Consider the following 25,793-nt stretch of genomic DNA (forward strand, 5'->3'; position numbering starts at 1 on the left):
TTGGAGCCCTCTTTGGCCGCTGGGACCGTGCCGCCGGATGGCCGGATTGCCGTGTCGCCGCTAAGTTGGGGCAGCCCGGCGCGGTTTCAAGAGGCGCGCCGCGCGACGCTGTCGAGATAGCGGCAGAGGAACGTCGACAGCTCAGGATCGCCGCAGTTGGCGATGTTAAAGCGCATCCACGTGGTGGGCGATTGCTGCGGAGAAAACAGGCTACCCGGCGTCAGCAGAAAGCCTTCTTCGTGGCCGGCGGCCGCGAGCGCGCTCGCATCGACGCCCGTGTCGGCCCACAGGAACATGCCCGCCGCGGGCGTCAGAAACAGCTTCATGCCGGTCTTTTCGAGCATCCGCACCGATTTTTCGCGCACACCGTCGAGCCGCGCGCGCAGCCGCTCGACGTGCCGGCGGTAATGGCCCTCGGTGAGAATCTTGTAGAGCACGCGCTCGTTCAGTTCGGGGCTCGTCATGCCGACCAGCATTTTTTGATCGCTGACGGCCGTGGCCACTTCAGGCGCGGCGGCGATAAAACCCACGCGCAGATTGGGCGCGAGCGTCTTCGAAAAGCTGCTCAGGTAGATCACGCGCTTCAACTGGTCGAGGCTCGCGAGGCGCGTGCCCGGATAGCTCGGCGGGCACAGATCGCCGTAAATATCGTCTTCGACGACGATGAAATCGTAGGCCTCGGCGAGACGCAGAATGCGGAACGCCTGCGCGGCCGTGAGCGAGGTGCCGGTGGGATTCTGCAGCACCGAATTGATCACCAGCATTTTCGGCCGCCAGGTCTCGACCAGCGACTCGAGCGCGTCGAGGTCCGGCCCATCCGGGGTGTACGGCATGCCGACCAGCCGCGCGCCCTGCGACGCGAAGCGCCCGAACATCTGAAACCAGGCCGGATCGCCGACGATCACCGCATCGCCCGGCTTCACGTAAATCCGCGAAATCAGATCGATCGCCTGGGTGATGCCGGAGACCATCACAATCTGATCCGGCGAAGCGCCGATTTCCAGCTCCTCAAGCCGCGTCTGCAACTGCTGGCGCAGCGGCAAAAAGCCTTGCGGCGTGCCGATGCCGAGCATCTGCGCGCCGCTTTGCCGGCCGAGCGTGCGCAGCGCGTTGGTGATCAGATCGCCGTCGAGCCAGCGGCCCGGCAAGTAGCCGAGGCCAGGACTGCGCTCGGGGCGCGCGCCCGTATGCAACATATTGCGCAGCAGCCAGACGACATCGATCGTGGCCGGCGCGGGCGCCGCTGCGGCGATCGTGCGGATCTCGGCCGTCGGCGCAGCGCCCAAGCGTTCGCGCACATAGAAGCCGGAGCCGCGCCGCGACTCCAGGTAGCCCTGCGCCACCAGCCGCTCATACGCCTCGACCACGGTGAAGCGCGACACGCCTTTGTCCAGCGCCAGCTTGCGGATCGACGGCATGCGCATGCCGGGACGGAACACCCGCTCCTCGATGCGGCGGCGCGCCCACTGGACGAGCTGCTCGACCAGCGTCAGCGACGTCGTATCGTGAGGCGTGGGAATCTGGGTAAGCGGGACGGACATAACGGGCTCCAACTGTACCGAACGGTATCGAATCGATTGTACCGTTACTGTGCCGGTCGCCGCCGCTACATTTAAGGCTACATTTAAGATAAGCAACGGATGATAAAGCGGCCCGGGTTGCATCCCGCCGCTCACAAGCGAACTCGGGCAGGACCCGCCCAAACGCCATCCGCCTGGCCCGCCGACCTGGCAAACGGTTATGCTTACGACCCCGGCAACGCTGCTGCCGCACCCGGCGCGCGTTCCGGCTTACCGCAGAAACCGTTTTCCTGATCCGCCATGACTGCCCATTCGCTCCGTCTCGATCACCTCGTGATTTCCGCCCGTACCCTCGACGAGGGCACGCAGTACGTTGCCGACACGCTCGGCGTCGCACCGGCCGGCGGCGGCGCGCATCCGCTGATGCGCACGCACAATCGTCTGCTGAATCTGTGGGGCGGCGTGTATCTGGAAGTGATCGCGATCGACCCGCAGGCGGCAGAACCGGCGGATGGCGCGGCGCCTCGTGCCCGCCTGTTCGCCCTCGACGATCCGGCGACGCAAGCGCGGCTCAAAAAAGGCCCATACCTGTCGCACTGGGTTGCCCGAGTTGAACGGCCGAAGCAGCTCGGCGCATGGCAAACGCAGTATCCGCAGCGCATTGCACCGATCGTGCCGATGACGCGCGGCGATTTCACGTGGAGCCTGTCGGTGCCTGACGATGGCGCCTTCCCCGCGTGGCAAGGCGCCGGCGACGGCGTACTGCCGACGCTGATCCAGTGGGACACGCCGAAGCACCCGTCGGCGGTATTGGATGAAACGGGCATTGCACTGAAAGCTTTGAAAGCAGTCCATCCACAGGCCGACGTAATTGCCGCGCAATTGCACTGGCTGGGCGCGGCGCACCTGATCGCACTCGAGTCCACGGACGGCGCGGCGGCGCTCGTCGCCGAGTTTGAGACACCCGAGGGTCTACGGACCCTTAAATAAGCAGCGCGCGTGGGCCGTCGACTCGCGCGATAATTGAAGTTTTGACCAGTTCCAGACAAACCAGCAGAGGAGACCATGGACCAAAGCGACTTGAAAGCCCCCACGTGGCAACTGTCCGAACGCGCACGCAAGCTCACGAGCTCGGCGATTCGCGAGATCCTGAAAGTCACGGAACGGCCCGAAGTCATTTCGTTCGCGGGCGGCCTGCCCTCGCCGGCAACCTTCCCGGCCGAGCGCATGCGCGAAGCATCCGACCGCATTCTGCGCGACGCGCCCGCCGCGGCCTTGCAATACAGCGCGACCGAAGGCTATCTGCCGCTGCGTGAATGGATCGCGCAACGCTATTCGGTGAACGGCGCGCAGATTCGTCCTTCGCAGGTACTCATCACGACCGGCTCGCAGCAAGCGCTCGATCTGCTCGGCAAAGTGCTGGTATGCCCGAACAGCCCCGTGCTGGTCGAAACGCCGACCTACCTCGGCGCGCTGCAATCGTTCTCGATGTACGAACCGCGCTACGTGCAGGTGCCGACCGACGAGCAAGGCCTGATTCCCGAAGCGCTCACGCCCGAGCTGACAGCCGGCGCACGCCTCCTGTACGCACAACCGAATTTCCAGAATCCGACGGGCCGCCGCCTGCCGGTCGAACGCCGCCGCGCATTGGCCGCGTTTGCGAAGACCGCGCCGTTCCCGGTGATCGAAGACGATCCCTACGGCGCGCTCGACTACGCGGGCGAACCGCTGCCCACCATGCTGTCGATGGCGCCGGATCACATCGTCCATCTCGGCTCGTTCTCGAAGGTGCTGGCGCCGGGCCTGCGGGTCGGCTACATCATTGCGCCCGAAGAGTTGATCTTCAAGCTCGTGCAGGCCAAGCAAGCCACCGATCTGCACACGCCGAGCTTCACACAACGCATCGTGTACGAAGTGATCAAGGACGGCTTCCTCGACACGCACGTGCCGACCATTCGCGAGCTGTACCGCGATCAATGCGCGGCGATGCTGGCTGCTCTCGAACGCTACATGCCGGAAGGCGTAAGCTGGAACCGGCCGGAAGGCGGCATGTTCGTGTGGGTGAATCTGCCCGCGCAGATCGACAGCATGAAGCTGCTCGAAGAAGCCGTCGCGCAGAATGTGGCGTTCGTGCCGGGCGGTCCGTTCTTTGCGAGCGAAGCCCAGCACAACACGCTGCGCCTGTCGTTCGTCACGGTGCCGCCGGCCAAGATCGACGAAGGCGTGTCGCGTCTCGCGGCACTGATCCGCGCGAAGGTCTAAGCTGTCCCGACCAACTCGCGCCACCGAATTTCATTACTGTTCACTACCGACCAAGGACACACCATGGCTCAATCAAACGTGTACGACAAGCTTAAGGAACTGGGCATCGAACTGCCGAGCGCAGGCGCGCCGGCAGCCGCCTATGTGATGAGCGCGCAAAGCGGCAACACGGTATACCTGTCGGGCCACATCGCGAAGAAAGACGGCAAGGTATGGGCCGGCAAGCTCGGCGCCACCCTCACTACCGAAGAAGGCAAGGCCGCAGCGCGTTCCATCGCGATCGACCTGCTCGCCACGCTGCATGCGCATGTGGGCGACCTGAACCGCGTCACGCGCATCGTCAAGCTGATGAGCCTCGTCAACTCGACGCTTGAGTTCACCGAGCAGCATCTGGTGACCAACGGCGCCTCCGAACTGATCGCAGACGTGTTCGGCGAGCGCGGCAAGCATGCGCGCTCGGCGTTCGGCGTGGCGCAGATTCCGCTCGGCGCATGCGTCGAGATCGAGATGATCGCCGAAGTGGAATAACAACCGCCAACAGGTTCGGCCGCCGGTTCGCCCGGCCGGTCGTACCGAGCGTCCTGAACGCGTCGCGAGGTGTCTGTCACCTGCGGCGCGTTTTGCATTTGTGGCGAGGTAGATCGTTCCTTTGTCACCAGATAGAATCCGCCAACCCTATCAATCTGCCGGATTCGCCGGACTGCGCCTGATGACCGCTCACACCGTTCGTTTCAAACAAGTCGACGTGTTCACGTCGGTACCGTTCAAAGGCAATCCGCTTGCAGTCGTGTTCGATGCCGATGCACTCGATGCCGATCAGATGCAGGCCATCGCGCACTGGACCAATCTTTCCGAAACGACCTTCCTGCTGAAGCCGACCGACCCGGCTGCCGACTATCGCGTGCGTATCTTCACGACGCATGGCGAGTTGCCGTTCGCTGGTCATCCGACACTCGGCACCGCGCATGCGCTGCTCGAAAGCGGGTATCGGCCGAAACAGGCTGGCAAGCTGATCCAGCAATGCGGCGTGGGTCTCATCGAATTGAAGGCGCTGAAGGCGCCGGCTGAATCGACCGGTGAAGCACAGGAGACATGGGCATTCGCCGCCCCGCCTGCGCGCGTCACAGCGCTTCCCCAGGATCGGTACGCGGCGCTCACTATGGCTTTACGTAGCGATGCGATCGACTTCAGCGCGACGCCCTGCGCGGTCGACAATGGTGCGCCATGGCTCGTGGTACGCGTCAATTCAGCGCGCGATTGCCTCGCGCTCGAGCCCGATGCCGCCGCGCTCGCCGACCTCGTCCATGCGATGGACACCCACGGCCTTGCCGTCTATGGACCGCACGACGCTGACGGCCCGGCCACCTTCGAGGTACGGTGCCTGATGTCAGGCGGCCGCTTCGGTGTGGGTGAAGATCCGGTGACGGGCAGCGCGAATGCCGCACTCGCGGGCCTGCTGAGCGCCCAGCAATTGCGCCCCGGCGCACACTACACGGCCCGCCAAGGCACCGTGTTGGGCCGTGCCGGCAACGTTTCGGTGCACTACGACGACGACGCCGGCAAAACGTGGATCGGTGGGCCGTCAGTGACGATCGTCGACGGCACGTTCCGCTTGCCATGAACGGCGCAGCGCTCGATTGCGGGTTCGCGCGCGCCGGTCTGCTGCTGAGCGCTGGCCGTGTTTTGCCGCTTCAAGCCACGCTTAACAACAAAATGCCGCACCTTTTGCGCGATTAATGCGCCATGCATGACGAGAGGCCTGGCACACCTGAATTCCATATCCCGATGAAATATTCGAAAACAAGTGCCAGGCCGCAGCCCCATGGCTGGCTGCGCCGGCTGCGAATTCAGCCGGACGGCACGCCCTGTCGCGCCCGCGTATACCCGATGCGAGGACTCTTCCTTAATCCAGTGGCATTAAGTAATATCGAAACGTACCCGATGACCTGCGGATGGTCAGGCACGACGCCACGCTCCCTTCCCCTGCGCAGCAGTCCCGGCACCTTGGTCACCATGCAGCCACCCATGAAATTAGCGCAGTCAATGCTCGCGCAGTTGCAACTGGCCGGCACCAGGGAACGGGCCGCCCGATGAGCCAGTTCCGCTTCTCCGACCAGCGCGAAGCCAAACCCCGCCGCGACCCTGCTGTGTCGCGCCGTCGTGCCCTGCTCGCCATTCCGGCGCTCGGCGTGCTGGTGCTGATCCTGCTTTGGACTGTGATCTTCGCGCGCCTGTCGGTTGAAAAGGAAGCCACGAATCGCGAGGCGATGGCCTCTGCCGCGATTCTCTCCGCGGCGCTGGAGCAGCACACGGTCAAGGCAATTCACCAGGTCGACCAGATCACCCGCTTCGTCAAATACGAGTTCGAAAAAACGCCGAATCATTTCGATCTCTCCAGCACGGTGGAAAAAGGCGTGGTGCAAAGCGAGACGCTCGTGCAGGTGTCGCTGATCGACGAGCACGGCACGCTGATCGCCAACACGGCTGAACTCAATCCCAAACACATCGACCTGTCGGACCGCGAACACTTCAAGGTCCACGAACACGAAAACGATGACCAGTTGTATATCAGCAAGCCGGTACTCGGCCGCGTATCCGGCCATTGGACCTTGCAGATGACACGGCGTCTGAATCATCCCGACGGCTCGTTCGCGGGCGTCGTGGTGGTCTCCGAAGACCCGAGCTATTTCACCAGCGACTTCTACAACAACGCGGCCATCGGCCGTGAAGGCGTGATCGCGGTGATCTCGGACAACGGCACGGTGCTGGCGCGCCGCACGGGCAGCGTCGACACCGCCAACGGTTCGTTCTCGGCGAGCGGCTCGTATCCAACCTCAGAGCATGTGTCGGGCACCTACGTCGATTCGATCGACAACGTCACGCGTATCGTCTCCTACCGCCATATCGACGGCTATCCGCTCGGCGTGCTGGTCGGTCTGTCGCAAGCCGAAGAATTCGCCGACTACAACCACACGCGCAACGTCTACCTGCTGATGGCGGGCTTCATCTCGCTCGCCATGCTGAGCTTCTTCGCGGTGGCCACCGGCTTGATCGGCAAGCTGCTCGGACGCGAACGCGAGATGACGCATCTGGTCGAGTACGATCTGCTGACGGGTCTGCGCAATCGCTATGCGACGTTGCAAACACTGCGGCACGACGTGGCACAGCATTCCAATCTCGGGCGCCTCGCGATTCTTTTCATTGACCTGGACAACTTCAAGACAGTCAATGACACGCTAGGCCACAACGCCGGCGACATCGTGCTGCAAATGACGGCCTCGCGTCTCGCTACCGCAGTCGGCGACGGCGGCGCCTTGAGCCGCATCGGCGGTGACGAGTTCGTTGTGGTGATCAAGGGCGATGACGTCGAGAAGCGCGCCGTCACGCTCGCCGAAGCGGCCGCCGAAGCATTCTCCAAGCCTTTCGAAGTGCGCGGCAGCTCGTTCGTGTTGCACGCGAGCATCGGCATCGCGCTCTACTCGGTCGCCAACGAAAGCGAGATCGACCTGCTGAAAAAAGCCGACCTCGCGATGTACAGCGCGAAAGATGCGGGCAAGAACTGCTACCAGTTCTATTCGCCACAGTTGTCGCACCGCGCGGACCACTTGATGAAGTGGGAGCAGCAACTGCGCGTCGCGCTCGCTGAAGGCCAGTTGTTCCTCGCCTATCAGCCGAAGATCGATCTGACGCGCCGCTGCATCACCGGTTTCGAAGCGCTGGTGCGCTGGAACCATCCGCAACACGGTTTGATCCCGGCCAACGAATTCATTCCGGTCGCCGAATCGACCGGTTTGATCGTGCCCATCGGCGACTTCGTGATCGAGACCGCGTGCCGCCAACTGGCGTTGTGGCAGCAACAGGGCTACGACACGCTCTCGCTCGCGGTGAACATCTCCGCGGTGCAGTTCTGGCGCGGCGATCTGTACGAAACCATCTCACACGCGATCGAGGAAAGCGGCATCTCCGCGCGCCGCCTCGAACTCGAAATCACCGAGACGGCGATGATGGAATATCCCGAGCTCGTGTCGGAGAAAATCTTCGCGTTGAAGCGCCTCGGCGTGCGCATCGCGCTCGACGACTTCGGCACAGGCTATTCGTCGCTGTCCTACCTGAATCGCTTCTCGGTCGACACGCTGAAGGTGGACCGCTCGTTCGTCCAGGCGATTCCAGGCGACCGCAGTGTCTGCGTGATGGTCACCGCGATCGTCAACCTGGCGCGTTCGCTCGGACTCACGGTGGTGGTCGAAGGCACGGAGACCGAAGAGCAGATTGCGTGGCTCGCCGCGCTCGGCCATATCGAGGCGCAGGGCTTCCTGTTCTCGCGTCCGGTGCCGGTCGAAGCGATTCCGGCGCTGCTCGAACGCTTCGGCGTATGCGGTATGAAGGGTCATCGCCACGTGCACGATGTCGACAGTACCAGCAGCGTGTCCAGCACGAGCACCAATAGCTGAATGCGGCCCGGCGGTGGCGCGCCAGTCACACACAAGCGCGCCGCGTGCGGCCTGTAAGCGTATGTGCCGCGGCCCCACGCTTATCCAACCGCTGCTTCGCAAAACCGGCTACATTCACGCTGTAATGCATCACAGCGCGATGCCGTCTGCGAGCCGCGCCAATACACACACAACAATGATCTCAGAGGGCGGGCCGCCCGAATGCGGGGGCCCGCGTCGCCATGCAGTCGATCACGAGCCAGGATGCCGCTAGGCGAGGGAAACGGGAACCGCTATGGACGCTGTTCCGGGTCGTGTTCGGCCTGTCAGCGCTGTCGTGGGGCGGTCTCGCTCTGATGGCACAACTCGAAAACCACTACGTAGAACGCGAGGGGCGGCTCTCGCGCGTGGCGTTTTCCGATCTGATCGCGCTTGCCTGGATGGTGCCGGGACCGGTGGGCTGCAATGTCGCCGTGCAACTGGGACATGCGCTGCGTGGACGCACCGGCGCCTGGGTGGCGGGCGTCGCCAGCGTGCTGCCCTTTTTCATTCTGATGACGCTATTCGCGATCTTCTATCGCACGCCGCTCGTGCGCGCCGCTGCTTCCCAAACCCTGCTCAATCACTTCAGCGTGGTGCTGGCCACGCTGATCGCGATCACCTGGTACAAACAGACGCGCGCGCTGGTACGCGGCAAGCTCGAATGGATCGCGGCGGTGCTCGGTTGTGTGGCGCTTTTCTATGCACGCAGTCCAGCGGCCTATGTGTTGATGCTCGGCGCAGCCTTCGGCACCGGTTGGTTCGTCAGTCCGGTTCGCAATACTCGCATCGTGCTGTCGATCGGTCGCGGCGACTGGCAGATGCTGGCCGCATTGAGCGTGTTGCTGGTGTTGTTCGCCCTGCCGTTGCCGCATCGCTATGAACTGGCGCTGCTGTGGCCGCGGCTGGCCGGCGCCGGCATGACCTTGTTCGGTGGTGGCTTCTCGGCGTTGCCGGTACTTAAGACATTGTTCGTCACGCCGGCGATCGGCGTGTCGGATAACGACTTCACCTTGGCGTTTTCGCTCTCCCCGTTGTCGCCGGGACCGCTGCTGAATGTGGTGCCGTTCTTCGGCTATCTGGTGGATGGCTGGGTGGGCGCGCTGATTGCTACGCTCGCGCTCTTTGTGCCGTCGGGCTGCCTCGTCGTGCTGGCGCAGCGGCATCTGCATCAGTTGAAGGCCAATCCACGTTTCGAGCACGGCATGCGGATCTTGCGCGCGGTCACCACCGCGTTTCTGGCGGTGGCCGTGCTGCGCATCGCGGTGCATGTGCCGTTTAAACCTGTGTATCTGGTGACGGCGCTGTTCTCCGGCATGTGCTTCGCAAAGCTCAAGGTGCCGGTGTACGCGGTGTACGGAACCGTGGCGGCCGCATGTGGGTTGTGGCTTGCCTACGGCGCCATGCAATAGGCGGGCCGGGCGTCAGAACCCGCGTGACAACACCGCTACGCCGATCGTCACCACGCCCAGCACGATATTCACCAGCACCAGACGCCGAATCGTACCGACTGCCTGCGCGCCATCCGGCCACTTCTGCGCCTGCACCGCACGGCGAATGCGCGGAAACACGGCGAAACGAATGTGCCCGAAGATCAGCATCATCACGATGCCGAGGCCGGCCATGGCATGCAACGGCCACGTGGCGTGACCACCACCGAATTGCATCAGCAGAAAGCCGCCCGTGAGGAGAATCACCAGCACGGCTGCGGCGACCCAGTTGAAGAAGCGGCTGAACACCGATTCCCACAAAGGCAAGCGTAGTTGTGGCGAAAGATCGGCAATGGCCGGGCGCAGACAGAAATGCGCGAATACCATCCCACCCACCCACACGGCGACTGCGAGCAGATGCAAAAAGAGTGCGAGTTCGACAGCTTTGTTCATAATTGTTTTCCTCTCCCGATGACGCCACACCGCTTATGACGAATGATATTTGTAGCGGCTATTGAGCGCATTCGACCGCGCGCTATGCGCTCAGTTCCATGTACTGGCTGCGTCTTAACATTCTTTGTAGTTGTTATTGCAGCGCGCCCGATACCGCGACGGTGCTGCACCCCGGAATTTTGCTGCGTGCGGCGTGTGCTTCAAGGTGCGCGTTGTTGCTGTTTGCGCTTTAAAGCACACGCCGCGTTCATGCCTGGTTCTACCTACTTCTAGCTACTACCTGCTAGCTACGATTAAGCAGCGAGTACCGGACGCATACCGTCAAGCTTCATCTTGCTCTCAGGCGCACGCCCCTTGCGCGCCCGCTTGCCGATGTGCGGCGTGAGCGTGGCGCCGCTCAGCTTCTCTTCGTCGACACGGCCACCTCGACGCGTGCCGATCAACACCACGCCCGCCTTGTTGATGGACAGCGCCTGAACCAGCGTTTCCTTGTCGTCGAGCGCCATCAGCGTAACGCCGCGTCCGCCGCCCGAGAGCGTCTTCATTTCGTCGAGGCCGAACACCAGCAGGCGTCCACCTGAAGACAAACACGCGATATGCGTCGCATCCGGCAGCATCGGCATCGGCGCGAGCGGCGCAGCGCCAGCGTCGATCGTCATGAACGACTTGCCGGCCTTCACGCGGCTCACCATATCGCCGACCTTGGCGACAAAGCCGAAGCCGTTGCTCGACGCAAGCAGCAATGCCTGATCCGCGGACGCCGCGTAGTAATGCATCAGGTGGCTGCCCGACTCGAGTTCGATCAGTGACGTGACCGGCACGCCATCACCTCGACCGCCCGGCAGCATTGCCACCGCCACCGAATAGACACGGCCATTGCTGCCCCATGCGACCAGCGTGTCCGGCGTGCGGCACTGGAACGCCGCGTAGAGGCCGTCACCGGCCTTGAACGTGAAACCGGCCACATCCAGGCCGTGGCCCTTCAGCGCGCGGACCCAGCCCTTCTGCGACACCACCACCGTCACCGGCTCGTCGACTACTCGTGCTTCGAACGTAGCGCGCTTTTCCTGCTGGATCAGCGTGCGACGCTCGTCGCCGTATTGCTTCGCGTCGCCTTCGATTTCCTTGATGAGCAGACGCTTCATCGCGGTTTCGCTGCCGAGCAGTTCTTCGAGCTTGGCCTTCTCGTCGCGCAGTTCGGACAGTTCCTTCTCGATCTTGATCTTCTCGAGACGCGCCAACTGACGCAGGCGGATTTCGAGAATGTCTTCGGTCTGGCGGTCCGACAAGCCGAATGCGGCCATCAGTGCGACCTTCGGCTCATCCGATTCGCGGATGATGCGAATGACTTCGTCAATATTCAAGAAGACGATCATCCGGCCTTCGAGAATATGGATCCGGTCGTCGACCTTGCTCAAGCGATGACGAGTACGGCGCGTAACCGTCGCGAAGCGGAACGCGATCCACTCGTGGATGATCTCGCTCAAGCCCTTCTGACGCGGCCGGCCATCGCCGCCCACCATCACCATATTGAGCGATGCATTCGACTCGAGACTCGTATGGGCGAGCAACGTGTTGACGAAGTCGGTTTGATCGATGCGGCTCGACTTCGGCTCGAACACGAGACGCACCGGTGAGTCCCGGCCCGACTCGTCGCGCACGGCATCGAGCAGCGCGAGCATGGTCTGCTTGGTCTGCAACTGCTCGGGCGTAAGCGCCTTCTTGCCGAGCTTGATCTTCGGGTTGGTCTGCTCTTCGATTTCTTCGAGCACCTTCTGCGCGGCCGTGTTCGGCGGCAGTTCGGTAATCACGAGCTGCCACTGGCCGCGCGCGAGCTCTTCGATCTTCCAGCGGGCGCGCACCTTCAGGCTGCCGCGGCCGGTTTCGTAGGCCGCGGAAATCTCGGCGTCGCTCGAAATGATCTGGCCGCCGCCCGGGAAGTCCGGCCCGGCGATGTGTTGCATCAACTCGGCGTGCTCGATCTTCGGATTGCGGATCATCGCGACCGCAGCCGCTGCGACTTCACGCAGATTGTGCGACGGGATTTCCGTGGCGAGACCCACTGCAATGCCGGATGCGCCATTCAGCAGCACGAATGGCAAGCGCGCGGGCAACAGCCTCGGCTCTTCGAACTCGCCGTCGTAGTTCTTCATGAAGTCGACCGTGCCCTGGTCGATCTCGTCGAGCAGCAGCTTCGCGATCGGCGTCAGGCGCGCTTCGGTGTAGCGCATGGCCGCTGCGCCGTCGCCGTCGCGCGAGCCGAAGTTGCCCTGGCCGTCGATCAGCGGATAGCGCATCGAAAAGTCTTGCGCGAGACGCACCAGCGCGTCATACGCGGACTGGTCGCCGTGCGGGTGGTACTTACCCAGCACATCGCCGACCACGCGCGCCGACTTGACGGGCTTGGCGTTATCGCCAAGGCCCATGTCGTTCATGGCGAACAGGATGCGGCGCTGCACCGGCTTCTGGCCGTCGCATACGTCAGGCAGCGCGCGCCCCTTGACCACGCTCACCGCGTAGTCGAGGTACTGGCGTTCCGCGTAGTTGCCGAGCGTCAGGAAGTCGCCCTCCGGGGGCGGCGGCTCGGTGAAAAGGTCGAGAGTGTTATCGTCGTCCATCTAGATTCCGTATCCGTGTTTGGCGTGAAGTTTCGTGCGAAGGCAGAGCGTTGTTAAGAACGCCCGCTCAGATATCCGCTTCCACTTCGTTGCCCTTTTCTTCCAGCCAGCTGCGCCGCGACGCCGCTTCGCCCTTGCCCATCAGCATCGTCATACGCGCCACCGTGGCGTCATAGTCGAGTTCGCCGAGTGCCACCGGCGTCAGTCGCCGCGTGTCAGGGTTCATCGTGGTGTCCCACAACTGCTCCGCGCTCATTTCGCCCAGGCCTTTGAAGCGGCTGATGGACCATTGCGTGTCGCGTACGCCGTCTTTGCGCAGCTTGTCGAGGATCGCTTCGAGTTCGCCTTCGTCGAGCGCATAGAGCTTCTGCGCCGGCTTCTTGCCGCGCGCGGGCGCATCGACCCGGAACAGCGGCGGACGCGCCACGCACACATGCCCGCGTTCGATCAGTTGCGGGAAATGCTTGAAGAACAGCGTGAGCAGCAACACCTGGATGTGCGAACCGTCGACGTCAGCGTCCGACAAGATGCAGATCTTGCCGTAACGCAGATTCGACAGATCGACCTTGTCGTCCGGGCTATGCGGATCGACGCCGATCGCCACCGAAATGTCGTGCACTTCGTTGTTGGCGAACAGGCGGTCGCGCTCGGTTTCCCAGGTGTTCAGCACCTTGCCGCGCAGCGGCAGGATCGCCTGGTATTCCTTGTCGCGGCCCATTTTCGCCGAACCGCCCGCCGAGTCACCCTCGACGAGGAACAATTCGTTGCGGCCGATTTCCGTCGATTCGCAATCGGTCAGCTTGCCCGGCAGAACGGCCACGCCCGAGCTCTTGCGCTTCTCGACCTTCTGGCCGGCACGGGTGCGCGCCTGCGCCTGTTTGATGACGAGGTCAGCGAGTTTCTTGCCGTGCTCGACGTGCTGGTTCAGCCACAGCTCCAAAGCCGGCCGCGAAAACGACGACACCAGCTTGACCGCATCACGGCTATTCAGGCGCTCCTTGATCTGCCCTTGGAATTGCGGATCGAGCACCTTCGCCGACAGCACGAACGACACGCGCGCGAACACGTCTTCCGCCAGCAGCTTCACACCCTTCGGCTGCAGGTTATGCAGCTCGACAAAGCTCTTCACCGCCTGGAACAGACCGTCGCGCAAACCGGATTCGTGCGTGCCGCCCGCAGGCGTCGGAATCAGATTGACGTACGACTCGCGCATCAGCGTGCCTTCTTCGCTCCATGCGACGACCCACGAGGCGCCCTCGCCTTCGGCAAACGTCTCTTCACTGGCGCGCGAGTTTTCGACATAGCGCTCGCCTTCGAACAGCGGGATCAGCAGATCGCTGCCGTTCATGCCTTCGAGCAAATAGCCGCGCAGACCGTCTTCGTATTTCCAGGTTTGCGTTTCGCCGGTTTTCTCGTTGATCAGCGTGACTTCGACACCCGGCAGCAGCACCGCCTTCGAGCGCAGCAGACGCTGCAATTCGCCCAGCGGCAGGTTCGGTGAATCGAAGTACTTCGGATTGGCCCACGCGGTAACGCGCGTGCCCGACTTCTTGTCGCCTTTGGTCGCGGGGCGTACTTCAAGCTGCTTGGCGACGTCGCCGTTGGCAAAACTCAGCTCGGCGATTTTGCCGTCGCGCCATACGGTGACGTCGAGGCGGGTGGACAGCGCGTTGGTGACCGACACGCCGACGCCGTGCAGGCCGCCCGAGAACGTGTACGCGCCGCCGGCGGCTTTATCGAACTTGCCGCCAGCGTGCAGGCGCGTGAAAACGATTTCGACAACCGGCACGCCTTCTTCCGGATGCAGGCCGAACGGAATGCCGCGGCCGTCGTCTTCGACCGAGACCGAATGGTCCGTGTGCAGCGTGACCGTGATTTGCCGGCCGTGGCCGCCAAGGGCCTCGTCCGACGCGTTGTCGATAACTTCCTGAATGATGTGCAGCGGATTTTCGGTGCGGGTGTACATCCCGGGCCGTTGCTTGACCGGCTCCAGGCCCTTCAACACCTTGATCGACGCTTCGCTATACGCGGCGTTTGGCTTTTTCGTAGACATGGTTGACTCGGGTGCGTCGGTTCATCGTTGTCCACAGGTCCTGTAGGCAGGTCCGTGGACAATGCGTTGAGTTTTCAAAAAAAGCGAAACGAAACAACGGGGTTAGGTGGGGTGCCCGCAGTGCGGGCAACGTGTTTTATCGCCTGGCTTCCCATGGGCGCGCTCGACGGCGGCTCGATGCGGGCTTACTCAACAGCCCGGCAACGGCCAGCCGGTGCGAACGCCGGGGAAGCCTGTTCGCGGGGTATTTTACTGATTTCGATACGGGCGGCAATTCACGTGGTGCGGGATTGGCCGTTTGGATAAGGCGCGACGCACGACTTCGGCCAATTGTGCGACCGCGATGAAACCGCTACGGGACCGTAAAAAACTGCGACGGGCCCGCTGCGCAGCCGCGCCCCCCGTCCTCTGCATGAATTCGGCGCAACCTCGGATCACGCCGCCCCCCTGTATCACTTGCGCTTGTTTTCCAGCTCGTCCCAGCGTTCCAGCGCGATCAGCAGTTCCTCGTCGATCGCGGCGTAGCGCTCGGTCAGACGCGTACCTTCCTGAGCATCTTTCGCGAAGACCGAACCGTCTTCGAGTTGGGCGCCAATGGTTTTCTGCTCCGCTTCGAGCGCGGCAATTTTCGCCGGCAACGCCTCGAGCTCGCGCTGGTCCTTGAACGACAGCTTGGCCGCGCGCTGCGTATTACGGCCCGCGCTGGCTGCGCCGCTGTCTTTCGACGCCACTTCTTTAGCCGCGTCTTTCTGCGCGTCCTGCGCCATCTGTTGCGAACGGTCGCGCTGAATCTGCCAGTCCGTAAAGCCACCGACGTACTCGCGCCACTTGCCGCCGCCTTCCGACGCGATCACCGAGGTCGCGACGTTATCGAGGAACGCGCGATCGTGGCTGACCAGCAGCACGGTGCCGTCGTATTCGGTGAGCAATTCTTCGAGCAATTCGAGCGTCGGGATGTCGAGGTCGTTGGTCGGTTCGTCGAGCACCAGCACGTTGGCCGGCCGCGCGAACAGGCGCGCGAGCAGCAGGCGATTGCGCTCGCCGCCCGACAGCGACTTAACCGGCGACCGCGCGCGTTCCGGCGCGAACAGGAAGTCGCCGAGATAGCTCATCACGTGCTTCTTCTGGCCGTTGACTTCAACCCACTCGCTACCCGGGCTGATCGTATCGGCGAGGCTCTTGTCCAGATCGAGCTGCGCGCGCATCTGGTCAAAGTATGCAACCTGCAGATTGGTGCCGATTCGCACCGTGCCTTCGTCCGGCGGCAACTCGCCGAGGATCATCTTCAGCAAAGTGGTCTTGCCCGCACCGTTCGGACCGACAAAGCCGACCTTGTCGCCGCGCATCACCGTGGCCGTGAACGTATCGACCACCGTGCGCGAACCGTAGCGCTTGGTGACGTCGGTCAGCTCGGCGACGATCTTGCCGGACTTCTCACCCTGACCCACGTCGAGCTTGACGTTGCCCTGAACGTTGCGGCGTTCGGCGCGCTCGTTGCGCATCTGCACGAGCCGCGCGATCCGGCCGACGCTGCGCGTGCGGCGTGCTTCCACGCCCTTGCGAATCCACACTTCCTCTTGTGCGAGCAGCTTGTCGAACTTGGCCGCTTCCACTTGCTCGACTTCAAGCTGCTGCGCCTTCCTGGTCTGATACGCGCTGAAATTGCCCGGATACGACAGCAGACGCCCGCGATCCAGTTCGACGATGCACGTGGCCACACGGTCGAGAAACGCGCGATCGTGGGTAATAAAGAGCAGACCCGCGCGCAGCGAAACCAGCAGCTCCTCGAGCCAGCGGATGCCGTCGAAATCCAGGTGGTTGGTCGGCTCGTCGAGCAGCAGCACGTCCGGCTGCACGACCAGCGCACGCGCCAGCGCAACGCGCTTTTGCATCCCGCCCGACAGAGACCCGACTCGCGCCTCGCCATTCAGACCGATCTGCTGCAGCGTGGTGGCCACGCGCGTGCTCCAGTTCCAGGCGTCCGAATGGTCGAGCGCCGATTGCAGCGTGTTCATGCGCGACATCAGCGCGTCGTGCTCCGGGCCTTCCGGCTCGTCGGCAAGCTGATTGGCGACCGCGTCGTATTGATCCAGCAGATCGCGGGCGTGGGTTAGGCCGGCAGCGACCGCTTCGAACACCGTGTCGTCCGTATCGAACTCCGGCTCCTGCGGCACGTAGACCGACGTCAGGCCCTGTTGGCGCGTGACGAGGCCATCGTCCGGCTTGGTCAGATCGGCGACGATTTTCAGCAGCGACGACTTGCCCGCGCCGTTACGGCCGATCAGCCCAACGCGCTCGCCCGCTTCGAGAGAGAAATCCGCGTGATCGAGCAACGCGACGTGACCGAACGCCAGTTGGGCCCCGGTAATGGTGTAAAGCGACATGGAGAATTGGAGAAGACAGCGATGAGTCGGAACTGCTCATTGTACCGGGCGCGCGGGCGGGTGCCTGTCTGCCGGAAGAGATAGGCCGAATGACCGGCTTGCAAAATGGGGATGAACCGTACGCAAGCCCGATGCAGACCGGATCCGCCTGGGTTCAAGCGCTGCGCGAGCCAGGAGATAAAACAGAACAACGCGGCCGGACGGCGCTCGCGCTCGCCCAGCCGTCTCACCTGTCACGTTACTTCACGTGCACCGTGATGGTTTTGCTCATTTCGGGGCCATACGAACGATGCGCGCCGTCACCGAATTGCAGCGTCAGCGTGTGGTCGCCCGGCGGCAGCGTCAGATCGGTTTCGGTCTGGCCTTTGCCGAAGTGGAGCGATTTGTCGGTGGCGGGAATCACTTCGCCCTTGGGAAGCGGCTTGCCGTCGATCAACAGATGATGATGGCCCGTGCCTTCCGTCATCGTGCCGGCCGGCGCGATCTTCATGCCGTCGACGCCGAACACCACGTGCACCGGATTGGTGACGGTCGCGCCGTCCGCCGGCTGCACGAAAGACACGCCAGCGGCCTGCGCCGCGCCCGATACCGCGAGCAACCCGGCCAGTACAGTTCCGGCCAACCATTTGTTTTTGAACATCGTTTTTCTCCTTTTTGGGAAACAAGAGTCATGCGCGGGCCATGCGGGCGTCGATCGCGGTTCCAGTTACCTGAGGCCGATCGTCGCAATGCATGCCAGGCGCCCGGCGCGCCTGTCCAAACCACTAGCTGCGGATCAAAGCATACACGCTGTGTATGACGGGTCCGTCACGCGGGCCCGGACATGTCTCAGGCACTTTGCGGCGATGCCGCATGGGTAAATATCTGTCCAATTGACAAATTCCGGTAATATTGCGGATCGCCGCCATGCCCAAAAAAGGGGCAGATTTGGCGGATCAATGCACCGAACCAAAGAAGAGTACGTCGTGAGCGAAGTAATTGAACTGATTGAATATAAGAGCTGGGTCTGCCTGATTTGCGGCTGGATCTACAACGAAGAAGAAGGCCTTCCGGAAGAAGGTATCGCCCCGGGCACGCGCTTCGCCGCGATTCCGGACGACTGGCGCTGCCCGCTGTGCGATGTCAGCAAGGCGGAGTTTGCGGTGGTGGAATTCTGAGCGAGCTTGGTTGAGCCGGGGTGCGCTGCTTGATGTAGCGCGCCGGGCGGTTCGTGCGGCCCAGTGGGTGATGCCCGCTGGGCCGTTTGCTTTGTGGGACGGGGTTTGCGGCGCTCCTCGTGGATAGGCGTGTTTGATGCGCTCTGCGCTCGTTGGCGAATTTGGACTCGCCTGGTCCTTGCCGGGAGTTGGTTGTCGGCGGGATTGCAGCGGCTGTTTTGGTTTGGTCCTCGCCCCGTAGTTCAGGGGGTGGAATGACAGGCGCAAGGCCCGTCAGATATGGGCCGCCACCCTTGCTGTAGCAGATCTGTAGCACATGAAACTCCCCTCTTGGCTCATCGCACCGACCATTGCGGAGGTTCGGCCCGCTTGCGCTCATCGGACGAGAATCGGCGATCTACGTCCCATCCCAATGCCATAGACTGTTGGCTCTGCATCCATTCAATTCGACAAGAAACGAGAGATGAACGACTCGAGCAATCTTGACGACGAAGCCCGCGCCGAGCTGCTGTGCTATCTGGCCGTAGGGCAACTGGTTACGCGTGCTGGAACTGGCGGCTGGCTACGAACCGATCATGTCGTGGAGTTGCTGACCATCTGGCTCACAGGCAACGGAGCGAGAGCCAACTGGCTCGACCGTCTGTTGCTAGGAGCCCTGTCGGAAAAGGTAGCGATGGACTTTGCCGAGTTGCCGGGGTTCGCAAATTCGGAGTCACTCGCGCAACTGTTTACGGATGGCTGGCGTATGGACTATCGATCGCGGGTGGTTGGCCGGATTTATTCAGCTTGCAAAGACGAGTTGAAGCAGGGCTAAGCCCGAGTTTGACCCGCAGGGCTAGACGAACGGCAGGTTATTGCAGCTTTTTCGAGAGCTGCCTTTATTCAAATGCCAGATCCGATCGACCTTACTACTCGGCCGTAGGACAGCCCTTTAGGCAACCAGCAGCGCAACGAGACATGCAAGCGCCAAAGTCAGGCACAATCCGCCTGAGATCAAGTCGTATGGGTGAGCCATGGGATCCCCGATTCTTTATCCGTCAAGCATAAGACGATCAGGGGTGACGTAGTGTTAAGGATGGTCAGGCGGCGGATATGAATGGAAAAGCGCCGGGATGATCACCTGTGAAATCCAGCGCTGACTTTGGTCGCAAGTATTACAGATCGCCTCGTCTTTCGAGCTGCGCAGCAGGACTCAGACGAGGTTCCAGGGAGCAATATGAAGAACACCGTTGCCGCTGTCGCGGCACTCTTCGGCCTTTACACGCCGATCGCGCACGCCGAATATACCTGGCAGACTTGGAACGAGTACAGAGATCACTACACGTCGGGTGGCCCTAAAGTAAAAATGCAAGGAGATCTTTTGGATCTTTACATTGCCGGCATCGCGTCTTCGTTCAATAGTGCCAATGCTCTGCTCGAACTTCACCATGAAAAAAAGCTGTATTGCCTAAAGGAAAAGAACAAACAACTAGCGGGCTGGGAGCTTGAAGGGTTGCTCGACTATGCCCGAGCCGGTGCGGACTCGTTTCGACCCGACACACCGCTATCACTTGCCATTTTGCTCAAGGCTCAACAAATCTACCCATGCCCTTGACTTTGAAAAGACCCGCTAGTCCTTGCCATGGCCTTCACCGCGGTCAGACGACTTCTGCACGTCACGAAGACAACATGGTTGTACGCAGACACGGTCTGGTTGCACGCGGAAGCTTGATGGCGTAACTGGATAGCAAAGGGCGCTTCCACGCGGGAAATATATGTTCGCGATTGCACCGACAGATTTGGACTGGTTTGAGCGGCTTAGAGCTGCGCCGACGGGACGTTCCGTCAACTTCTGGACTCCGACACCATGGGGTGTGAAAGGCCTTGGCGCAGGAAATCGCCTGTACTTCATGTTAAAAGCGCCGGTGCGCAAGATTGGTGGCTACGGCATCTTTCGTCGCTATATTGACATGACGGCATCGGAGGCTTGGCGAACCTACGGACTTGGAAACGGTGTCGACAGCCAGACCGACCTGGTTTCAAAGGTTGAAGGGTTTGCCAGAAAACGGGCGGGCCGATATGTCAGCTCAGTCAACCCGGTCATCGGGTGCATTGAGTTGGAAGACATTGTCATGTTGGACGACGACCAGTTCATCAGTCCGGAGCCGTTTGGCCATTCCTTTCCACGGGAAGTCGTGAAGCTCAAATACTTTAGCGAACCTGATGGCCTTGCCAGTTACCTTGGAACGAGTCGGGTCAACAGACCGTTTGAGTTAGTGATCGGTTTCGTGAATCGCAAGCCGTCTCAACGCAAGGACAGAAAGAGGCAGCCTGTGTTTCGGCAGCAGGTGCTGCGCAACTATGGCTATCGCTGTTGCGTCTACGGCGAATCGGTAGTCGAGTTACTCGAAGCCGCTCATATCCAGCCTTACATCAACGAGCAAAGTAACCATCCGCAGAACGGGCTCTGTCTTCGGGTGGATCTACACCGACTGTTTGACGAGGGGTTGCTGGCCGTCACAGACGAGTTCACTCTGATGGTGAGCTCACAACTTGCAGACAGTTCGTATGCAGGATTGCAAGGGAAGAAACTGGCACTTCCGGAAAACACTTCCGCGCATCCATCCAGCGAAGCTCTGGCGCTTCATCGTGACAGCTTCCGATAAATTAAAGGTCGGAATATTTCGTGGCCGAGCCTCGCGCCTTATCAACTGGGTAACGTTCTGCGTTCAGCCTGAGCTTTTCTGCCGCCGCATCCACGAGATCAAACCCTGCGGTATGCGCGACCAGCATCAGATAGATAAATACGTCGGCGCACTCGTGCCTGAGGTTTCGGCTTTGTGTGAGGTCAAGAAGCAGCGATTCAATATCTGAATCGCTCTTCCACTGAATCGTCTCAAGTAGCTCGCCAGCCTCAATGCTCGTGGAGACAATCAGGTTGCGGAGGGTATGGAATTGCTGCCATTCGCGGGCGTCGCGGAAGTCCAGTATCTGCTTTAGTAGTTCGTCGATTGTCACGGTTATACCCCCAGTAGTTTAAAGGCTTAGGCGGCTGCGAACATAATAACGGCATAGCTGCCTTCCCGCGGCGGATATTCGGCGTAGTGAAGTAGCGGCACTACACCTCTTGAATTCTTCGTGTAAGGCTTATGCGTGCGACAGCACGGATGCTCAATGACGATGAATTACTGACCACTGAACGGAGCGGACGACGGATCCTTCACGTAAAGCAGCCGTTTAAGTACTGCTGCTCCGCAAGGCCCCGACGAGAGAAACTGCGTCCGGCAACATACGGTCGCATGGACCTATTTTTTCGACTTCGATATGAGTGAATTATGCTTCGCTCGTTCCGACGCCAGGAGAGGCCATATCGCAAATGCAGCCCCTTCTTCAAACGACTCCGTTTCATAGATCTGCCCCAAGAGCGCCATATATGGACGCCACAACCTCATCTGCGCCCCCACTACAAGCGCTCGATAATCAGCGGAATCAGCTCTTAGGCTACGCCATATGTGCCCGCTAAAATTCGATAGGATAAAGTCTATGGCCAAAATCCCATCCATGGGCGGATGTGGTAAACGCGGAGGCGCGAGCAATAGCAGGCGACCGATCTCATTCGCGATATTTGTGTTTATCTTGTGCCCACCATGTTGGAAATGATAAAGCGGATGAGCCTCCACATCTTTTGAAAGATCGTCAGCGATATGTCGATCAAAATGCCACGACACATAGCTGCTGCATGCGGGCGGGGGAGCGTCAAACACCTCAATGTTAAGCTCTAGTGATGAGAACGGATCATACGTTTCATTCACACATTGCCCGTGAAAGTTCACAGATACTCGTACGCTAAGTTGTTTGCCGATGTTTGACGGTTCGGTCTCGCGTGGAGTCGCGATTTCGAATTGCAGATCGGACATTTCATAGCCCCACTCATCGTCCCGTCGACGCAAATTTTGGGCACAATCGTTCGCAGCTTGTTTTAAGGGAGACACGTCGGCGCAGACCCGCTCGTTTTCAAGAACAGTTGCCAAACGTAACAATTCCGTTTTCCGATCCAACCTAAACTTAGCGGCCCATTCTTTATTTTTTTGATTTTTTCGCATCTTTAATTCGCTCTAGACGTGAAAGCTCCAATGATTCAATTACAAATTTCTTTTGTTTGTATTTTCGTTCCAAGGCAGCCTTCAGTGAAATATACTGAAAATCCTGAAAAGGATGCGATTGTCCCGACACGATGCGAATCCCATCGATGGGGTCAAGTGGTTTTTCAAACACCCGACAAACCGTCGAAAAACACGTGCTGTACCCTTCTTCAATCGGCTCACTGGCTCTCAGAAGGCGAAGCGAAAATTTCTTCTTCAGAAGACGCACTCGATCAGCCGCAGTAGTTCTTTGAAGCTTATCAGGCGAATTCAGTTCGCTATCCCACCATGTCGCCAACCGATGTGCCCACCATCGCGGCCAACCGCCGGCAAAAATGCCGGTGTACGCACATGGCTCACGAAGTCGCTCGAGCAACTTGCCCCAGTCGCCGCGTGACGCGTCCCTGTCCACACCTAGCTTCGCCGCTAGAAGCTGCTCATCGATTAATGGACCTCGGGGAACAACGAGCGTGGCGAGAATTCGCCGCGCAAGCTCATGGACTGCCAATCCATTTGGATCCGGGACGTAATCTATGTACCGCGGGTCAAGAAGATCCCTCTCGGCGACCGTAAGACCCAAGAGCTCATATATCGCGGGCCGAGAGGCCGTGGATAGCTTTGTGTATGCATCATGAAGAGAAACGAGTTCCCGAGCGACACGGCCCGGATCTTGCTGAACGTCCTCTTCCTTGTCGTACACCGCATCGAATAGATCATGACCTGTTAGGTCGCCTCTATAGGAGCGATTGAAATTCCTCAGAACTGACCATAACACGATTGGAGCGTTGTTCATTTTTCGTTCCGTCATTCGTGTACGCAATTCCTGTGCGACCGACAAACCTCGAAAATCGACCCGATGCCCTTCGGGGCCAACAAGCTCGTCAAGACGCAAGTCAAGGATGATCCCATCCGGACGCGCCTGCACCAACGCGCGCACAAGCTCACTGAACTCGTACGGCCCAACGCGTTCGATCGTTAGCTCTGGCACGCTCCGCGTGAGGGAATCAAGCAGCGGCCGGATCGTCTCGTTTTTCTCGTCATCCGTGCACGCGAACTTAAGCGTCTTCGTCTGCATTCTCAAACTCCTCCTCTGTCGCTTGACGAACCTCGATCCGAAAGCATGTTTGATATCCTTGAGGCGGCGCCACCAACGTAATACTGCCCTGATGACTCTGCACAATATCTCTAGTAATTTTTAAACCGAGCCCCGCCCCCAGCGCCTCTTCGTTTGCTCCGGCTAAAGCGGGCGGCGGCGAACTAGTGGTAAAGAAAGCATCAAAAATTCGCGATCGATTTTCAAGCGGAATTCCATCACCGTTATCTGAAAATTCCACGAAAATATTCCCATCCTGCGCCCCTGCTCTTATATCTATAATTCCGTCGGCGCTAGCACGCCTAATTGCCTTGATCGAATTTGAATACAAGTTCAGAAGAATTGATGCCCACTCGGAATGATGCATCGGCTTGGTAAATAGATCATATCCCTCGACAGATATCTGAAGCTTGATGCCAGCGCGCTCCGCAGTTGGCCCAACCTTCTCTTCGAAAGAGTTCAGAACATCTCGAATCTCGTGGATTGTCACATTTCGCTGCGCATTCTCAGCGATTGCCTCGTCAAAATATCGTGCATATCCTCTCAAGGTGGCAACGTTCTCAGTTAACCTCTTCATTACCACATGAGCAGATGAGTTGGCAGGAAGATCGGCGACAACAGAGGCAGCATCTGCCGACAAAGCAACAAGATTGTGTCGAATTTCATGAGTAAACTCGCCGATAGAAAGACCTAAGCTTGCCAGAACACGAAGCATCTCTACTTCACTGACCAATTCAGAACGCTCCGACACAAGCTCATTTATGCCCTGCTCGAGGTCATCGACTAACGGCGGCGGCAAGACGCTTGCCTCCGTACGCAAAGCACCCATCGCTCGCTGCACACGATCGGCAGGACTCTCGTCGGGTTCCCGAGGACGCACTGGACGCGGATCGCCGGCATAGATTTTTTTCCCCCGTTTCTCCGCTATCGCTTTCGCACAAGCCGTCAGGCTGACAAAAACAAAATCACGCAATTCCTTGTATGCATCATTTTCAACAAGACCTTCGCGACTGGCTGTTTCTTCAAATACCTTTCCATCTGCATCATCTATGCGAACATATCCTAGAAAGTTGTTATTCCTATGCGGAGGCAAGATCTCCCGTAGAGAAGAAGATCGCTCCAAACGAAGCCAATCATCGAAGGGCTCACCGTAAGGCAAAACACGAAAACCATTTCTATATACGCGAATACCACCCTGCTTATCCAACACCGACCTAATATTGCTGAACATGCCACGCGGCAAAAGTTCGGTTGCAAGGATGAAATACGCCGCAGAAAAAGAAATGCTCTTTAAATATTTATATGGTTGATTCCCATCTTCTCTATCTGGGCCGATTGGACGATCAACTATGTTGATATCGAAGCGACTGCATTTGATGCTATAAAAGGCATGTCCACTGTCATCCACCCTCCCTGTTACAGTCGCGAGCGCATGATCCAAAATATCTTTTTGGGCGTCAGCAGCAGTAACCAGATCCTCGCCGTCATCCCAAAAAAACCTTGCGTTGAACCCGGGATCCGCGTCGACATGAGTAACTACCGGAGCTATCGGAAACGGCGCCTGTAGCGTCGAGACGTAACGGAACGACGTCGTAACCTGATCTTCACCCCAAGAATCGCGGAGGTTTTCGATTATCAGAGTAGTTCCACTCGACGCCTTATTAATAACTTCAATTTTGTTTTCAATGAAGATGAGATCTGTGCCGGGTGCGAATACATCCCAATCTATCGTCACTTGCAGACCGGCCGAATCCCCATCCCTCCTCGTCTGAACCGTCAATTTCCGCCCCAATCGTTGAGCTGAAAATCGACCAATACCCTTTTTCCCCGCGCGTCGGCGGAAATATTTTTCCGAGGTTGGATTTACTCCTTTGTCATTTGTTGACAAACGCATAAAACCATTTATAAGCTGATCGCGTGTCATACCGAGACCGTTATCAATAATCTCCAAGGTACCGCCAACCTTCGCAGTGTTCTTAAAGACCAAGTCAACCGTAACGGCGTCTGCATCGTATGCATTTTTAATAAGTTCGGCCACCGCGGTTTCTTGTTTAGAAACGAGCTCAAGTCCTAAACGGTTTATTAAACCCGCATCGACGGAAAAGCGAACGCGATCACTTTCTGTAAGTGCTAGCCGCGAAGCAAGTTCAAAAATCGCGCCAGCATCTAACGTCTCCGCAGCCAGCGATCCTTTCAGGGCTGCAACAAGTTGGTCTGCATCATTTGACATCTC

Annotated in this window: 20 protein-coding genes; 10 read left to right on the forward strand and 10 right to left on the reverse strand. The window is 59.8% G+C overall.

Annotated features, from left to right (window positions below; all coding sequences use genetic code 11):
• Window positions 1–86: 86 nt before the first annotated feature.
• Window positions 87–1,541, reverse strand: coding sequence for a PLP-dependent aminotransferase family protein (locus M0D68_RS14115; protein WP_266211110.1), 1,455 nt, complete (start codon window positions 1,539–1,541; stop codon window positions 87–89).
• A gap of 279 nt (window positions 1,542–1,820) precedes the next feature.
• On the opposite strand from M0D68_RS14115, the gene M0D68_RS14120 reads away from it, so the two are divergent.
• The 6 genes from M0D68_RS14120 (at window position 1,821) to M0D68_RS14145 (ending at window position 9,663) form a co-directional block, all read left to right on the forward strand.
• Window positions 1,821–2,510, forward strand: coding sequence for a VOC family protein (locus M0D68_RS14120; RefSeq protein WP_266224582.1), 690 nt, complete (start codon window positions 1,821–1,823; stop codon window positions 2,508–2,510).
• Between the two features lie 75 nt (window positions 2,511–2,585).
• The gene (locus M0D68_RS14125) at window positions 2,586–3,782 is read left to right on the forward strand and encodes a PLP-dependent aminotransferase family protein (protein WP_211706069.1); all 1,197 of its coding nucleotides are present in this window, start codon (window positions 2,586–2,588) and stop codon (window positions 3,780–3,782) included.
• Window positions 3,783–3,845: 63 nt separating this feature from the next.
• Window positions 3,846–4,310, forward strand: coding sequence for a RidA family protein (locus tag M0D68_RS14130; protein ID WP_093639341.1), 465 nt, complete (start codon window positions 3,846–3,848; stop codon window positions 4,308–4,310).
• A gap of 181 nt (window positions 4,311–4,491) precedes the next feature.
• Entirely contained in the window at window positions 4,492–5,403 is a 912-nt protein-coding gene (locus tag M0D68_RS14135; protein WP_093639338.1) for a PhzF family phenazine biosynthesis protein, read from the forward strand.
• 469 nt (window positions 5,404–5,872) lie between these two features.
• The gene (locus M0D68_RS14140) at window positions 5,873–8,233 is read left to right on the forward strand and encodes an EAL domain-containing protein (protein ID WP_256456204.1); all 2,361 of its coding nucleotides are present in this window, start codon (window positions 5,873–5,875) and stop codon (window positions 8,231–8,233) included.
• Window positions 8,234–8,454: 221 nt separating this feature from the next.
• Window positions 8,455–9,663 carry a chromate transporter gene (locus tag M0D68_RS14145; protein WP_200619806.1) on the forward strand — a complete coding sequence of 403 codons (1,209 nt, stop codon included), beginning with the start codon at window positions 8,455–8,457 and terminating at the stop codon, window positions 9,661–9,663.
• Window positions 9,664–9,675: 12 nt separating this feature from the next.
• Here M0D68_RS14145 and M0D68_RS14150 read toward each other — a convergent pair whose 3' ends face one another.
• From M0D68_RS14150 to M0D68_RS14170, 5 genes are all read right to left on the reverse strand, one after another.
• Entirely contained in the window at window positions 9,676–10,134 is a 459-nt protein-coding gene (locus M0D68_RS14150; RefSeq protein ID WP_054035038.1) for a CopD family protein, read from the reverse strand.
• A gap of 293 nt (window positions 10,135–10,427) precedes the next feature.
• The gene (gene parC, locus M0D68_RS14155; RefSeq protein ID WP_093639329.1) at window positions 10,428–12,752 is read right to left on the reverse strand and encodes a DNA topoisomerase IV subunit A; all 2,325 of its coding nucleotides are present in this window, start codon (window positions 12,750–12,752) and stop codon (window positions 10,428–10,430) included.
• Window positions 12,753–12,819: 67 nt separating this feature from the next.
• Window positions 12,820–14,805: a DNA topoisomerase IV subunit B gene (locus M0D68_RS14160; protein WP_093639326.1), complete on the reverse strand. Its 1,986-nt coding sequence runs from the start codon at window positions 14,803–14,805 to the stop codon at window positions 12,820–12,822.
• A gap of 452 nt (window positions 14,806–15,257) precedes the next feature.
• Window positions 15,258–17,189 carry an ATP-binding cassette domain-containing protein gene (locus M0D68_RS14165; RefSeq protein ID WP_266224584.1) on the reverse strand — a complete coding sequence of 644 codons (1,932 nt, stop codon included), beginning with the start codon at window positions 17,187–17,189 and terminating at the stop codon, window positions 15,258–15,260.
• A 238-nt stretch (window positions 17,190–17,427) separates the two neighbouring features.
• Window positions 17,428–17,829 (reverse strand): DUF4399 domain-containing protein, encoded by a 402-nt coding sequence (locus M0D68_RS14170; protein WP_054035043.1) that lies wholly within the window; start codon window positions 17,827–17,829, stop codon window positions 17,428–17,430.
• A gap of 325 nt (window positions 17,830–18,154) precedes the next feature.
• On the opposite strand from M0D68_RS14170, the gene M0D68_RS14175 reads away from it, so the two are divergent.
• From M0D68_RS14175 to M0D68_RS14190, 4 genes are all read left to right on the forward strand, one after another.
• Window positions 18,155–18,346 carry a rubredoxin gene (locus M0D68_RS14175; RefSeq protein ID WP_093639713.1) on the forward strand — a complete coding sequence of 64 codons (192 nt, stop codon included), beginning with the start codon at window positions 18,155–18,157 and terminating at the stop codon, window positions 18,344–18,346.
• Between the two features lie 463 nt (window positions 18,347–18,809).
• Window positions 18,810–19,160 (forward strand): hypothetical protein, encoded by a 351-nt coding sequence (locus M0D68_RS14180; RefSeq protein ID WP_266224586.1) that lies wholly within the window; start codon window positions 18,810–18,812, stop codon window positions 19,158–19,160.
• 402 nt (window positions 19,161–19,562) lie between these two features.
• Window positions 19,563–19,940 (forward strand): hypothetical protein, encoded by a 378-nt coding sequence (locus tag M0D68_RS14185; protein WP_266224588.1) that lies wholly within the window; start codon window positions 19,563–19,565, stop codon window positions 19,938–19,940.
• A gap of 160 nt (window positions 19,941–20,100) precedes the next feature.
• A complete protein-coding gene (locus M0D68_RS14190) occupies window positions 20,101–20,991 on the forward strand; it encodes an HNH endonuclease (protein ID WP_266224589.1) in 891 nt (296 codons plus the stop codon).
• A 1-nt stretch (window position 20,992) separates the two neighbouring features.
• Here M0D68_RS14190 and M0D68_RS14195 read toward each other — a convergent pair whose 3' ends face one another.
• From M0D68_RS14195 to M0D68_RS14210, 4 genes are all read right to left on the reverse strand, one after another.
• Window positions 20,993–21,343, reverse strand: a complete 351-nt coding sequence (locus tag M0D68_RS14195) for a nucleotide pyrophosphohydrolase (protein WP_266224591.1) — start codon at window positions 21,341–21,343, stop codon at window positions 20,993–20,995.
• Between the two features lie 287 nt (window positions 21,344–21,630).
• Entirely contained in the window at window positions 21,631–22,428 is a 798-nt protein-coding gene (locus M0D68_RS14200; protein WP_266224593.1) for a hypothetical protein, read from the reverse strand.
• Window positions 22,406–23,542 carry a hypothetical protein gene (locus tag M0D68_RS14205; RefSeq protein WP_266224594.1) on the reverse strand — a complete coding sequence of 379 codons (1,137 nt, stop codon included), beginning with the start codon at window positions 23,540–23,542 and terminating at the stop codon, window positions 22,406–22,408. The genes M0D68_RS14200 and M0D68_RS14205 overlap by 23 nt, the downstream gene beginning before the upstream one ends.
• The gene (locus M0D68_RS14210) at window positions 23,523–25,790 is read right to left on the reverse strand and encodes an ATP-binding protein (RefSeq protein WP_266224596.1); all 2,268 of its coding nucleotides are present in this window, start codon (window positions 25,788–25,790) and stop codon (window positions 23,523–23,525) included. The genes M0D68_RS14205 and M0D68_RS14210 overlap by 20 nt, the downstream gene beginning before the upstream one ends.
• Between the last annotated feature and the right edge of the window lie 3 nt (window positions 25,791–25,793).

Source organism: Paraburkholderia sp. SEWSISQ10-3 4 (assembly GCF_030464785.1).
Taxonomy (GTDB): domain Bacteria; phylum Pseudomonadota; class Gammaproteobacteria; order Burkholderiales; family Burkholderiaceae; genus Paraburkholderia; species Paraburkholderia aspalathi.

What these genes read in the sequence shown, in the direction of transcription:
- M0D68_RS14145 (WP_200619806.1), top strand. Translation starts at nt 8,455, where the DNA reads ATGCAGTCGATCACGAGCCAGGATGCCGCTAGGCGAGGGAAACGGGAA.
- M0D68_RS14115 (WP_266211110.1), bottom strand. Translation starts at nt 1,541, where the DNA reads ATGTCCGTCCCGCTTACCCAGATTCCCACGCCTCACGATACGACGTCG.
- M0D68_RS14160 (WP_093639326.1), bottom strand. Translation starts at nt 14,805, where the DNA reads ATGTCTACGAAAAAGCCAAACGCCGCGTATAGCGAAGCGTCGATCAAG.
- M0D68_RS14150 (WP_054035038.1), bottom strand. Translation starts at nt 10,134, where the DNA reads ATGAACAAAGCTGTCGAACTCGCACTCTTTTTGCATCTGCTCGCAGTC.
- M0D68_RS14170 (WP_054035043.1), bottom strand. Translation starts at nt 17,829, where the DNA reads ATGTTCAAAAACAAATGGTTGGCCGGAACTGTACTGGCCGGGTTGCTC.
- M0D68_RS14120 (WP_266224582.1), top strand. Translation starts at nt 1,821, where the DNA reads ATGACTGCCCATTCGCTCCGTCTCGATCACCTCGTGATTTCCGCCCGT.
- M0D68_RS14140 (WP_256456204.1), top strand. Translation starts at nt 5,873, where the DNA reads ATGAGCCAGTTCCGCTTCTCCGACCAGCGCGAAGCCAAACCCCGCCGC.
- M0D68_RS14200 (WP_266224593.1), bottom strand. Translation starts at nt 22,428, where the DNA reads ATGCGAAAAAATCAAAAAAATAAAGAATGGGCCGCTAAGTTTAGGTTG.
- M0D68_RS14205 (WP_266224594.1), bottom strand. Translation starts at nt 23,542, where the DNA reads ATGCAGACGAAGACGCTTAAGTTCGCGTGCACGGATGACGAGAAAAAC.
- M0D68_RS14130 (WP_093639341.1), top strand. Translation starts at nt 3,846, where the DNA reads ATGGCTCAATCAAACGTGTACGACAAGCTTAAGGAACTGGGCATCGAA.
- parC (WP_093639329.1), bottom strand. Translation starts at nt 12,752, where the DNA reads ATGGACGACGATAACACTCTCGACCTTTTCACCGAGCCGCCGCCCCCG.
- M0D68_RS14190 (WP_266224589.1), top strand. Translation starts at nt 20,101, where the DNA reads ATGTTCGCGATTGCACCGACAGATTTGGACTGGTTTGAGCGGCTTAGA.
- M0D68_RS14165 (WP_266224584.1), bottom strand. Translation starts at nt 17,189, where the DNA reads ATGTCGCTTTACACCATTACCGGGGCCCAACTGGCGTTCGGTCACGTC.
- M0D68_RS14125 (WP_211706069.1), top strand. Translation starts at nt 2,586, where the DNA reads ATGGACCAAAGCGACTTGAAAGCCCCCACGTGGCAACTGTCCGAACGC.
- M0D68_RS14210 (WP_266224596.1), bottom strand. Translation starts at nt 25,790, where the DNA reads ATGTCAAATGATGCAGACCAACTTGTTGCAGCCCTGAAAGGATCGCTG.
- M0D68_RS14180 (WP_266224586.1), top strand. Translation starts at nt 18,810, where the DNA reads ATGAACGACTCGAGCAATCTTGACGACGAAGCCCGCGCCGAGCTGCTG.
- M0D68_RS14135 (WP_093639338.1), top strand. Translation starts at nt 4,492, where the DNA reads ATGACCGCTCACACCGTTCGTTTCAAACAAGTCGACGTGTTCACGTCG.
- M0D68_RS14185 (WP_266224588.1), top strand. Translation starts at nt 19,563, where the DNA reads ATGAAGAACACCGTTGCCGCTGTCGCGGCACTCTTCGGCCTTTACACG.